Raw genomic sequence first — 11,948 nt, 5'->3', positions numbered from 1 at the left:
GTGTCGGCTGTCTACAGCCGTCCGTCCGCCGCGTGAACCGCATCGGCGATCGCTTCGGCGACGCGCTGCACGCGCGGCGACCGGCGCACGTCCGGGTGAACGACGAGCCAGATCTCGCGCTCGATGTCGCAACGCGGGGCGTCGGTCAGCTCGACGAGCGGCGCAGCGACGCGGGCGGCCGGATCGTCGACGAGAAACCTCGGCAGCAGCGCGACGCCGGCCCCGGCGGCGCACGCGCGATGCTGCGCGGCGAGGTCGTTGGCGATGAACGCGAAACGGCGCCCGGCCGCGAAGCGTTCGAGCCATTGCTGCTGCGGCGTTTGCGCGAGCGCGTCGTCGTAGCCGACGAACGGCCAGGTGTCGGGCGGCGCGTCGGCCCATTCCGGTGCCGCGCACAGCGCGAAACGCATCGTGCCGAGCCGGCGCGCGGCGAGTCCCGGCTCGCTCGGCCGCGACAGCCGCACCGCGAGATCGGCCTCGCGCGCATACAGGTTCGCCGCATGCATCTCGCCCAGCAGGTCGATCCGCAGTGCCGGCCACGCACGCTGTGCCCGGGCCAGGCGCGGCGCGAGGAAATGGCTGGCGAACACGGGCGACGCCGACACGCGCACTACACCGTCGAGCGCCGCGGCCCCTTGCGCGGCGCGCGCGAACGCATGTGCGTCGGCTTCGAGGCGCGCGGCGTGTTCGGCGAGGTGCAGCCCTTCGTCGGTCGGCGGCCAGCCGCGCGGCAGCCGGTCGAACAGCCGGATCCCGAGCGCCGACTCCAGCGCGTCGATGCGCCGCGCGACCGTCGAGTGCTGGACCTGCAGCGCCCGCGCGGCGGCCGACAGGCTGCCGCCGCGCATCACCGCGAGGAAGTAGCGGACGTCGTCCCAGCTCATCGGCAGCGCGGATACCGGGGCGGAATCCGGATCGGTCGAATTTTGCACAGTAAATGGGCGATTAACGTGAATTCCGCTCGATTATGCACGATGGGATGATCGCATCACATCATTCGAAAGCGAGGAACGTCATGACCCAGACTGCCCATGCCATCCGGATCGGGATCGACCGTTACGGCGACGCCGGCGTACTGCGCCGCGTCGATGCGCCCGTCGCGCCGCCCGGCGCCGGCGAAGTGCGGATTCGCCAGACCGCGATCGGCGTGAACTTCGTCGACATCTATTTCAGGACGGGGGCGCACGCATTGCCCGCGCTGCCGGACGCCCTCGGTGTCGAAGCGGCCGGTGTGATCGACGCGGTCGGGCCGGGCGTGACCGATCTCGTGCCCGGCCAGCGCGTCGCGTACGCGGGGATGCCGACCGGCAGCTATGCGAACCTGCGCACGATGCCGGCCGGCCGCGTACTGCCGATTCCCGACAACCTGAGCGACGCAGCCGCCGCTGCCGGACTGCTGAAGGGGATCACCGTCTACATGCTGATGCATCGCGTCCGCCAGGTCGGCGCCGGCGACACGGTGCTCGTGCATGCGGCGGCCGGCGGCGTCGGGCTGCTGGCGACGCAGTGGGCGCGCGCGCTCGGCGCGCGGGTGATCGGCACGGTCGGGTCGGCCGCGAAGGCCGCGCTCGTGCGCACGCACGGCGCCGACGCGGTGGTCGATTATCGCGAGGAGGATTTCGTCGCGGCGGCGCGTGCGTTCGGCGGTGGCGCGGGGGTCGATTACGCGATCGACGGAATCGGTGGTGACGTGCTGACGCGCACGCTCGGCGCGGTCCGTCCGTTCGGGATGGTCGCGAGCATCGGGCAGGTGGCCGCGATCGGCACGCGGCAGACGTTCGATCTCGACGAACTGGGCCCGGCCCGTTCGATCGCGCTCGCGCGGCCGAGCGTGCTCGGCTTCATCGCGCGCGACGTCGACGGATATCGGGACGCCGCGCGCGCGACGCTCGACCGGCTGGCCGGCGGCATGCATGTCGAGATCGGCGCGCGGCTGCCGCTCGAACAGGCGGCCGACGCGCACCGGCTGCTGGAGTCGCGCGCGACGACGGGCGGTGTTGTGCTGCTGCCATGACGGCGGTCGCGCGCCGATCGCGAGGCGGCCCGCCGGTCGCGTCGTGATTCGCCGAACGCTCAGTGGTGCTTGCGCAGCGGCGCATCCTCGACGAACCACGCGAGCACGAATGCGATCGCGATCACCGTCGCAGCCGACAGATACACGACATGCAGCGACCCGGCGAACGCGTGCAGATACGCATCGCGCACCGCGCCGGGCAACTGGTGCACGGCGGCCGGGCCGAGCGCGGGCGGCAACGCCGTGCCGGCCGGCAGCGCGTGCATCATCCGCGACTGCAGCCCGTGCGAGAACAGCGCGCCGAACGCGGCGACACCGAGCGAGCCGCCGATCGAGCGGAACAGCGTCGCGCCCGACGTCGCGACGCCCATGTGCCGGAATTCGACCGTGTTCTGCACGGCGAGCGTGAGCACGGGCATCACCATGCCGAGCCCGATCCCGAGCAGCGCCATGTACGCATACATCGTGTGCAGCGGCGTGTCGAGCGTGAGCGTCGCCAGCAGCGCCATCGCGACGCCGCCGATCAGCGTCCCCGCGATCGGGAACATCCGGTACGAACCGAGCCGCGAGATCAGCCGGCCGCTGACGATCGACGTCACGAGCATTCCGCCCATCATCGGCAGCAACTGCAGGCCGGCCTGCGACGGCGTCGAGACTTTCACGACCTGCAGGTAGAGCGGGATGAACGTGACCGAGCCGAACAGCGCGACACCGACCACGAAGCCGATCAGGCTGACCAGCACGAAGGTGCGATGGCGAAACAGTTCGAGCGGCATGATCGGCTCGGCCGCGAGGCGCTCTTCGTAGACGAAGCCGCCGATCGCGACGACGCCGAGCACGAGCGTCATCCACAGTTGCGGCGATGTCCATGGCAGCAGCGAGCCGCCTTCGCTCGTGAACAGGATCACGCAGGTGAGGGCGGTCGCGAGGAACGCGGCGCCCATGTAGTCGATCCGGTGCTTCACGTGCGCGGTGTGCGGCCGGAACGCCACGCCGATCACCGCGAGCGCGAGCAAGCCGAGCGGCAGGTTGATCGTGAAGATCCAGCGCCACGACAGGTGCTCGACCAGGAAGCCGCCGAGCAGCGGGCCGACGATCGTCGCGAGGCCGTAGACGCCGCCGAACATCCCCTGGTAACGCGCGCGGCGATCGGGCGGGACCAGATCGCCGATCGCGGCCATCGTGACGACCATCAGGCCGCCGCCGCCGAGTCCTTGCAGCGCGCGCAGCACGATCAGCTGCGTCATGTCCTGCGCGACGCCGCACAGCGCGGAGCCCGCGAGAAACAGCACGATCGCGGCCTGCAGCACGATCTTGCGGCCGTACAGGTCGCCGAGCTTGCCGTACAGCGGCAGCACGACGGTGGACGACAGCAGGTACGCGGTGACGACCCACGACAGCTGGTCGAGCCCGCCGAGCTCGCCGACGATCGTCGGCAGCGCGGTCGACACGATCGTCTGGTCGAGCGCGGACAGCAGCATGACCAGCAGCAGCGCGGCGACGATCAGGCCGGTCGGCGCGTCCCGGTGCGCCGTTTCGACGGCCGGAGGAGTGAGGAGGGTGTCGCTTGTCATCGATATGTCTGCCATGGCAGGGAATTGAATCGAAATATAGCCATGGATGATTGCCTGGTCAATTTCTGCCCAGCCTTGATATGTTGCAGGCGTAACAGGAGATTGCCGGCACGAAAAATTGACCGGGATCAGACGAGAAACGGGGGCGGACTCAAGTTTCTTGCAGGCAAACCGTAATACAGAGTGCCGCGGACCGATTGCCGCGGCACTTTTCACCGCTCACGTGCCGTCATGAACCTGAACGCCCTGTTTTCCCGTTTCTCGATCCGTACGCGGATCTTCTCCACGCTCGGCCTCGTTGCCCTGCTGCTCGTCGTCTCGGGGCTGATCGGCCTCGCCGGCATGCAGAGCTCGAACCGCGCGCTCGACGAGGCCTACACGCAGCAACTGGCTGCGAAGACCGCGCTGTCCGCGGCGAGCCTGAACCTGACGATCGTGCGCACGACGCTCGATCGCGCGCTGCTGCATCCGGAAGCGCCGGACGTGCCGGATCTCGTCAAGAAGGCCGAGAACTATCTCGCGAAGGCCGACGCGGCCTGGCGCAACTACGCGGCGATGCCGCACGACGGCGACGAAGGCCCGCTTGCGAGCCGCCTCGACGCCGCGCGCCAGGCGCTGATCGGGCAGGCACTGAAGCCGCTGATCGATGCGATCCGCGAAGGCCGGCGCGACGAGGCCGACCGGCTGCTGATGTCGGTTGCGCCGCCGCTGTCGGTCGCGCTCACGCAGGCGACCGATGCGCTCGACGCATACCAGGTCGCGCGCGGCAAGGACGTGTACGACACCGCGCAGACCTATTACGGCTGGATGCGCATGGGCGCGATCGCGGGCATCGCGTTCGGCCTGGCCGCGTGTCTCGGCTGCGCGATCGGCCTGCATTTCGCGATCACGCAGCCGGTGAACCGGCTGCTGTCGCATTTCCGCCGCCTGTCGGAGGGCGACCTGACGTCGGAAGTGCGCTGGTCGTCGCACGACGAAATGGCCGAGCTGGTGAAGGGCGTGACGGGCATGCAGCGCAGCCTCGCGGATACGGTGCGCCAGGTCAGCCAGGGTTCCGAAGCGATCTCGACGGCGACGCACCAGATCGCGGCCGGCAACACCGACCTGTCGCAGCGCACCGAGGAGCAGGCATCGGCGCTGCAGGAGACGGCCGCGAGCATGGAGCAGCTGACGGCGACCGTGAAGCAGAACGCCGACCACGCGCTCGAGGCGCAGGCCTGCGCGGACAGTGCGAGCGAGATCGCGACGCGCGGCGCGACCGTGGTGGGCGAGGTGATCGGCACGATGAACGAGATCGACCAGAGCTCGCAGAAGGTTGCCGACATCATCGGCACGATCGAGGGCATCGCGTTCCAGACCAACATTCTTGCGCTGAATGCGGCGGTCGAAGCCGCGCGCGCCGGCGAGCAGGGCCGCGGTTTTGCGGTGGTCGCGGGCGAGGTGCGCACGCTCGCGCAGCGCTCGGCGTCCGCGGCGAAGGAAATCCGCACGCTGATCGGCGAATCGGTCGAACGCGTCGCGACCGGCTCGCGGCTCGTCGGCATGGCCGGCACGACGATGCAGGACATCCAGCAGGCGATCGGGCGCGTGACGGGCATCATGACGGAGATCGCGGCCGCATCGGGCGAGCAGCGCGACGGGATCGAGCAGGTGAACCGCGCGGTGTCGCAGATGGATCAGGTGTCGCAGCAGAACGCCGCGCTCGTCGAGCAGGCTGCGGCCGCCGCGGCGTCGCTCGAGGAGCAGGCCGACGGGTTGCGTCGCGCGGTGGGCGCGTTCCGGGTGGCTTGAGGGCCCGTCGAGAAGTGAAGCCCCGGTAACGGGGCTTTATTCTTTTATAAACCGCGATTTTCTGGCGTGCCTTTAAAACAGGGGCAATCTGGCGCGAAGCCAATCCCACCTGGATGGCGGAATCGTCAGATGTTTTTCGTAACGCGATTTGCCGGTCAAATCGATGTAGCGAACCAGGTTGCCCTCGTAATCCAGGGGCGGGTGGTCGACTTTTCTACCGGGCGCGCCGTCCCGCCGCGTTATCCCGCCGCGAGTTGCGCGGCCGCGCGCGACGACGCGACGATCAGCAGCTTCATCGTCGCCCGCGTCGCGCCGACGAACAGCTTGCGCGCGGCACGCGCGTCGAGCGTGTCGAAGTCGACCTCGGTGAGGATCACGCACGGCGCCGACTGGCCCTTGAAGCGATAGATCGAATCGAGCAGCACGTCGCCTTCGCGATATTCGGGGTTGCCGAACAGGTCGTACTTGCCGGTGAAGCTCTTGATCCGGTGCGGGCCGAGCTGGTCGAGCGGCGCGAGCACCGAGCCTTCGCGGCCGCGATACGACAGTACCGCGATGTCCTGCTTGCGGAAGCCGAGTGACAGCGCCTGCGTGACCGCACGCTTGGTCGCGTCGATACAGGCTTCCGCCAATGCGTCGGCCGACGCGCCTGGTTCCCCGTATGCCGATACCGACGGATCCGAACCGTCGAACGGGCTGCCCGAGCGCAGCTCGGCCGCGAGCGGCTCGACGCGGCCGACGACGTCGCGCACGAATTCGAGCAGGTCGCGCGGGCTGCGGTAGTTCGTCAGCGCCTTCAGCGTGACCCAGCCGGGCAGTGCGACGGGCTCGCGCATGTACAGATTCTGCAGCGGATCCTCCAGCCACCACCATGCGCCGTCCGGCGCCAGCAAGCGCTCCAGTGCGGCCGCCCACGGCGCGTGGAAATCCTGTCCTTCGTCGACGACCAGCACGTCGAAGCGCCAACGCTCGGGAATCGGCGCTTCCGCGAAACGCGCTTCGAGCCGCTCGAATTCGCCGGGCGCCTGGAAGTCGGGCGTATAACCGCCGTCGCGCGCGACCCAGTCGCACAGCTGGTGGTAGTTCGCGATCTTCGCGCCGGGCGGCGCGATGCGCGCGATGTAGTCGGCGAGCGGCCGGTTGAAGCACACGTACAGCACGCGCTTGCCGGCCGCGACGGCGTCGCGCATCGCCTGCACTGCGAGCTGCGTCTTGCCCGAGCCGGCCGTACCGGTGACGCGCAGCCGGAACGGCGCGAATTCGAGCTGGCGCGCCCACGCGGCGAGCCCGCCCGACAGCCGCGTGACGAGCGTGCCGGCCTGCCCGACGAGCGCGCTCGTGTCGGGCGTGAGCGCGAGCTCGTCCGCGAGGAAATGGTGGAGTTTCGGCGCGTTCGGAAAGGGCTCGTCGTCCTCGGGCAGGATCTGCAGGATCACGTGCGCGAGCTGGGCCTTGCGCGATGCGTCGACGATACGGTCGGCCGGGACGCCCGCGATCGACGCGTCGCGAATCGAGTAGTCGGGGCAGTACAGCAGCGCCTCGACGCCGTAGACGCCCGCGCCGAGCGCGGCCGTCAGGCGCCGGTGCAGCGTCTCCTGCGTGCGCGCAAGCTGGATCGGGACATTGCGCTCTTTCTGCAGGTAGACCTTCACGAGCCCCTTGGGCGTTTCGCGCAGGAAGCCGGCCTTCTGCTCGATCAGCAGCACGCGGCCGGCCGGGCTCACGACGACGAACGCCGCTTCGCCGAATACCGAGAACGCCTGGTCGGCGCGCGTCCAGTGGACGCCGTGATACACGGTGTAGCTGTCGGGCAGCGCGTGTTCGAGCGCGGCGAGCGTTTCGCGCTCGCGTTCGGCCGCGCCGGTCGCGGCGAGGCTTTTCCAGTCGTCGGGGATGAGGCGGGCCATGGCGTGGGCGGCGGATGCCGGCGTGGGCGTGAACAGGTGCGGCTATTGTACTGATGAACCTGTTCATGCCCGCGGCGCCGCGCGTGCGTTGGCCGCTCGAAGGGCGGCCGGGCGGAGGTTATCCGCGCGCGAGCCGTTTCGCGAGATCGGCGCTGAGAATCGCCATGCGCGCGGGTTTTTCGTAGCAGACGACGTCGAACGCGCGGATCACTTCGCTGATGTCGGCCTCGCTCGCGCGGCCGGTGAGCAGGTCGCCCGTCAGCACGAAAATCGGCGCGCCCGGGTTGTCGGACGTGCGCACGGCCTTGATCGCGGTGGCGGCCGTGCTGTCGTCGAACAGCCATTCGGTCAGCACGGCGTCGAACGCCTGGCCCTGCAGCGCGTCGACGAACGGCGCGAGGCCGTCGAACGAGGCCGTCGAGAAACCCTGCCGTTCGAGGTAGCGGCATAGCTCGGTCGCGCTCACGCGGTCGGGGTCGATCACCGCGACGACGAGCTTGTCGCTCTCCGCGCGGCGCGGATAGATTTCGATCTTGTGCACGTCGTACGCGTTTTGATACAGCACGCCGGTGTGGCGCAGCACGCGCCAGCGGCCGTTCTGCTCGTACGCGACGAACTCGGGGCGCGCACCGGCCTCGAGCGGCGCGCCGATCCATGCGGTGCACGGAATCTCGGCGACGCCCGCATACAGGACGGCCTCCTGCGAATAGGCGCCGACCATGCCGGGGTCGAGCGTTTGCGCGCCGAACAGCTGCGCGGCGGGTTCGCCGTACGCTTCGGCGACTTTCTTGATCTGTGCGAGCGTCCAGGGGCTGCTGCCGCGCAGTTTGCGATGGCCTTGCGAGAAACTCAGGTCGAGGATGCGGCACAGCTCGGTGGTCTGCTGGCGCTTGCCGATGCCGTTGCGGGTCATCAGCTCGCGCACGCGCTCGGCAACCGCGAGGGAATCCGTGGTGATTGCTTCAGTGGTCATGCTACGGGAACGGATCGTGACGTTCAGAACGACGCCTTGCGGCAGTCTCGACGGACAGTCTTCATGACGTCCAATGGCGAGCCGACCGGCCACGCGCGGAAAAGATAACTTTACCGCAAAATGGTCGTCATTCAGTGTCGCGTAAGGTGCGTTTGTGTGAAAGGTGTGTCACGACGTTACCGCCGCGCCCCCTCATCTCGTATGGATTAACGCTTGACAGGAAGCAATGACGACAACCTATCCGCTGCACGATGCCCTGACCCGCGCCGAAACGGCGTTTCCGGCCGAAGCCGACGTCGTGATCGCCGGCGCCGGCATCATGGGCTGCGCCGCCGCGTATTACCTGAGCCTGCGCGGGTTGAAGGCCGTCGTGCTCGACAAGTCGCGCATCGCCGGGCAGCAGTCGACACGCGCCTGGGGCTTCGTGCGGCAGCAGGGCCGCGAGTCGGCCGAGGTGCCGCTGATGATGGCCGGCATGCGAATCTGGGAAGGGTTAGAGGAAACCCTCGGTTTCGATCTCGAATGGCGGCAGGGCGGCTGTCTTTATATTGCGGACAACGAAGCGGACTGGTCGTCGTTCAACGCGTGGCTCGCCATTGCGCGTGAGCACGGGCTCGACACGCGCACGCTCACCCGCGCGCAGATCGACGAACGCGTCAGCGGCCTTTCGCCGCAGGCGCGTACGCTCGGCGGGTTGTATACCGCGACCGACGGGCAGGCCGAGCCGCGTCGCGTGGCCGCCGCGTTCGCCGCGCGCGCCACCGAGGGCGGGGCGCGTTTCTTCGAAGGCTGCGGCGTGACGGCGATCGAGACGGCCGGCGGCGCGGTCGTCGGCGTCGCGACCGAGCGCGGCACGATCCGCACGCGGCGCGTGATCTGCGCGGCTGGCGCGACCAGCTTCCGGCTGCTCGACGGCGTCGGCATCCGGCTGCCGCAGCAGGCCGTGCGCGGCACCTGCATGCGCACCAACGTGGTGCCGCCGGTGTCGGCGGCGACGGTGTGGGGGCATGGCCTCGGCATCCGGCAGCGCAAGAACGGCGCGATCAACCTCGCCGACGACATGCAGGTCGACGTGGACCTGACGCTCGGCCATTTGCGCGGGTTGAGCCTGTTCTGGCCGGAGTTCTGGTCGCAGCGCGACAAATTCCGGTTGCACGTGAATGCGGCGGCGTGGCGCGATGGGCTTGCACGCATCAACGGCGCGGCCGGGCCGATCGAGCCGCGCGATCCGCAGCCGCAGCCGAACCGCGCGCATGCGCCGCGCGCGCTCGCGAAGCTCAAGGCGATCTTCCCCGCGTTGAAGGATGCGCAGATCGTCGAGGCGTGGGCCGGCCTGATCGACGTGCTGCCCGACGGCATCCCGGTGATCGACGCGCCGGGCACGCCCGCGGGGCTCGCGATCGCAACGGGGTTCTGCGGGCACGGTTTCGCGATGGGGCCGATCGTCGGCCGGCTGCTCGCCGAATGGATCGACACGGGCGCGCCGTCGCTCGACCTGTCGGCGTTTCGCGCGCAGCGCTTCGTCGACGGCACGATGGTGCGGCCGCGCAGCATGCTGTGACGGCCGGGTGCGCGCGTTCCCGTCGTAGAATCGAGCCCGCATCCTTCAGGAGAATCCCCGTTGGCAACGCCCTCCGACCAGCGCCGCTCGTTGCGCATGCGCCTGCGTCGCGCCCGCAACCCGTGGCAGGCGCCGCGTGCGCGCACGCTGTTCACGCGTCCCGCGACGTCGCCGCGGCGCACGCTGCTGTTCCGCATCGGCGCGGTCGCGCTGCTGTGCACGCTCGCGTTCGTCGTGCTGTACCTCGATCGCGACGGCTTGCGCGATTCGACCAAGAGCACGCCGATGACCGTCGCCGATCTCGTGTACTTCACGATGGTGACGGTGGCGACGGTCGGCTACGGCGACATCGTGCCCGTCACCGAGCGGGCGCGCCTGCTCGATGCGTTCTTCATCGTGCCGATCCGCATCGTCATCTGGTTCATTTTCCTGGGCACGGCCTATCAGTTCGTGATCCAGCGCGTCATCGAGGAATTCCGCATGAAACGCCTGCAAAAGCAACTGTCCGATCACATCGTCGTGTGCGGTTACGGCCTGTCGGGGTCGATCGCGGTGCGCGAGCTGCTGGAAAGCGGCGTCGATCCGGCGACGATCATCGTGATCGACTCGCAGCAGCAGGCGCTCGAGGCCGCGACGTCGCTCGGCGTGACGGGATTGCTCGGCGATCCCGCCCATGAGGATCTGCTGCAGCAGGCGCAGGTGCGCGCGGCGAAGGCCGTGATCATTTCGGTGACCGACGATCCGACCGCGATCCTGCTGACGCTGTCGGTGCGCAGCATCGCGCCCGATACGAAGATCGTCGTGCGGATCCAGGAGAACCTGTATCAGCGGCAACTGCGGCAGGCCGGCGCGGACGTGATCGTGTCGTCGACGAAGATCGGCGCGCTGCTGCTCGCGGACGCGGTGCACAGCCGCTACATCGTGCCGTTCGTCAACGACATGCTGTCGACGCGCGGGCGGGCGACGCTGATCGAGCGCGAGGCGCTGCCGCACGAGATCGGCTGCATGACGAACGTCGTGCCGGGCGCGATCGTGGTCGGGCTCGATCGCTGCGGGAAGATCCAGTCGTTCTACGAGGATCCGCCGTGCCGGATCGAGGCGGGCGATACGCTGGTGGTGATTCAGTCGGCGCGGATTCCGGATCCGGATGTTTGATGATTGATTGTTACTGTAAATTCAATTAACTCAATGGGTTGTGGTTGTTTTTCAAGATGGCGTGTCGTTTTTGTCATTGTGTAGGCGTCGTGTAGGCATTCGGGAGTGACATCGGTCTACGTAGATCCTCGTGGAATCGATGCCTCCGAATCGGGTTCGACGGCTGTCAGTCCGAAGCAGCATGTTTTTCAACAATCTTGATAACTTGACCAATCCATTTACATCCGGGTTACGTCTCGATATCTGATGTGGTTAAAGCGATTGCCAACTGTATAGCCCCACCTCCCATGTAGGAGACGTTGGTACAGCCGTTGCACGATGCAAATCGACTCCCAATCGACGTTGGCAATGCTTCTGTCGCTGGCAAAGAGCTGTTGATGTGGTTAGAGCGGCACAAGATGCGAGATCTTTTGTCGCCGCCGCAGGTCACGCGCGCGCTGGGCCTGAACATGTCACGGATGAACCTGCACTTCGACGGCTACCCCGGCGGGTGCGTGATGACCGTCGCGCTGGACGGAGACGTCAAGTACAAGCTGCTCCGGTGCGTGACGCCGGTGAGCGACGGCAAGAACGTCATGCACATGCTGATCTCCATCAAGAGGGTGGGCGGCGTCCTGCGCCGCGCGACCGACTACCTGCTGTTCGGGCTCCAGACCCGGCAGGCCTCGGGGTACGACGTCAAGATCTGGAACGGGATGAAGCCGGACGGCTGCGGCGCGTACGGCAAATACGACAAGCTCGTGCTCAAGTACCGCGCGCTCTACCGGGGCTGGGCCGACCGCGTCGGCCGGTAGCGTTGCCGCGGTGATGCCGAGGGCCGCCAGCGGCATCGATATGCCCGATACGCGATGACGAGATGGCCAGGTCGCGCCCGATCGGCGATTTTATCGATCGAAGCGAATGCTGGCGTGCTCGCGCGTAGGCACGCCCGCCGCATGTGCCGCGGCGTGGATAAATCGCGGTTAAAAAGGCA

8 protein-coding genes and 1 pseudogene are annotated in these 11,948 nt (G+C 68.1%); 5 read left to right on the top strand and 4 right to left on the bottom strand.

Translation table 11 applies throughout. The annotated features are described in order from the left end of the window. Nucleotides 1-11: 11 nt before the first annotated feature. Entirely contained in the window at nucleotides 12-884 is an 873-nt protein-coding gene (locus HWX00_RS21395; RefSeq protein WP_069704782.1) for a LysR family transcriptional regulator, read from the bottom strand. A gap of 131 nt (nucleotides 885-1,015) precedes the next feature. Between HWX00_RS21395 and HWX00_RS21390 the strand changes: the two genes are divergently transcribed. Beyond that, nucleotides 1,016-2,014: a quinone oxidoreductase family protein gene (locus HWX00_RS21390; RefSeq protein WP_034187986.1), complete on the top strand. Its 999-nt coding sequence runs from the start codon at nucleotides 1,016-1,018 to the stop codon at nucleotides 2,012-2,014. 59 nt (nucleotides 2,015-2,073) lie between these two features. Here the strand turns inward: HWX00_RS21390 and HWX00_RS21385 are convergent, their stop codons facing one another. Then, the gene (locus HWX00_RS21385; RefSeq protein WP_175027767.1) at nucleotides 2,074-3,588 is read right to left on the bottom strand and encodes an MDR family MFS transporter; all 1,515 of its coding nucleotides are present in this window, start codon (nucleotides 3,586-3,588) and stop codon (nucleotides 2,074-2,076) included. Nucleotides 3,589-3,819: 231 nt separating this feature from the next. Between HWX00_RS21385 and HWX00_RS21380 the strand changes: the two genes are divergently transcribed. Beyond that, entirely contained in the window at nucleotides 3,820-5,379 is a 1,560-nt protein-coding gene (locus tag HWX00_RS21380; protein ID WP_034187984.1) for a methyl-accepting chemotaxis protein, read from the top strand. Nucleotides 5,380-5,618: 239 nt separating this feature from the next. On the opposite strand, the gene HWX00_RS21375 is transcribed toward HWX00_RS21380, so the two are convergent. Next, nucleotides 5,619-7,286, bottom strand: a complete 1,668-nt coding sequence (locus HWX00_RS21375) for an ATP-binding domain-containing protein (protein ID WP_175027766.1) — start codon at nucleotides 7,284-7,286, stop codon at nucleotides 5,619-5,621. 118 nt (nucleotides 7,287-7,404) lie between these two features. Next, on the bottom strand, nucleotides 7,405-8,259 hold the full coding sequence (locus tag HWX00_RS21370; protein ID WP_034187982.1) for a helix-turn-helix domain-containing protein: 855 nt from the start codon (nucleotides 8,257-8,259) through the stop codon (nucleotides 7,405-7,407). A 226-nt stretch (nucleotides 8,260-8,485) separates the two neighbouring features. Between HWX00_RS21370 and HWX00_RS21365 the strand changes: the two genes are divergently transcribed. The 3 genes and pseudogenes from HWX00_RS21365 to HWX00_RS21355 form a co-directional block, all read left to right on the top strand. Beyond that, complete coding sequence (locus HWX00_RS21365) at nucleotides 8,486-9,820, top strand: NAD(P)/FAD-dependent oxidoreductase (RefSeq protein ID WP_059556691.1); 1,335 nt, start codon at nucleotides 8,486-8,488, stop codon at nucleotides 9,818-9,820. Between the two features lie 60 nt (nucleotides 9,821-9,880). After that, nucleotides 9,881-10,975, top strand: coding sequence for a potassium channel family protein (locus HWX00_RS21360; protein WP_034187980.1), 1,095 nt, complete (start codon nucleotides 9,881-9,883; stop codon nucleotides 10,973-10,975). 425 nt (nucleotides 10,976-11,400) lie between these two features. Beyond that, nucleotides 11,401-11,769: pseudogene (locus tag HWX00_RS21355) on the top strand (Rieske 2Fe-2S domain-containing protein); the annotation flags it as partial. Between the last annotated feature and the right edge of the window lie 179 nt (nucleotides 11,770-11,948).

The organism is Burkholderia seminalis DSM 23518 (assembly GCF_902832885.1).
Classification (GTDB): Bacteria; Pseudomonadota; Gammaproteobacteria; order Burkholderiales; family Burkholderiaceae; genus Burkholderia; species Burkholderia seminalis.
The sequence above is the reverse complement of the archived record's forward strand: the minus strand, read 5'-3'. Positions and strand labels throughout refer to the sequence as shown.

Coding starts and splice junctions, on each gene's coding strand:
- HWX00_RS21375 (WP_175027766.1), bottom strand. CDS start 7,286: ATGGCCCGCCTCATCCCCGACGACTGGAAAAGCCTCGCCGCGACCGGC.
- HWX00_RS21385 (WP_175027767.1), bottom strand. CDS start 3,588: ATGACAAGCGACACCCTCCTCACTCCTCCGGCCGTCGAAACGGCGCAC.
- HWX00_RS21390 (WP_034187986.1), top strand. CDS start 1,016: ATGACCCAGACTGCCCATGCCATCCGGATCGGGATCGACCGTTACGGC.
- HWX00_RS21365 (WP_059556691.1), top strand. CDS start 8,486: ATGACGACAACCTATCCGCTGCACGATGCCCTGACCCGCGCCGAAACG.
- HWX00_RS21380 (WP_034187984.1), top strand. CDS start 3,820: ATGAACCTGAACGCCCTGTTTTCCCGTTTCTCGATCCGTACGCGGATC.
- HWX00_RS21395 (WP_069704782.1), bottom strand. CDS start 884: ATGAGCTGGGACGACGTCCGCTACTTCCTCGCGGTGATGCGCGGCGGC.
- HWX00_RS21370 (WP_034187982.1), bottom strand. CDS start 8,259: ATGACCACTGAAGCAATCACCACGGATTCCCTCGCGGTTGCCGAGCGC.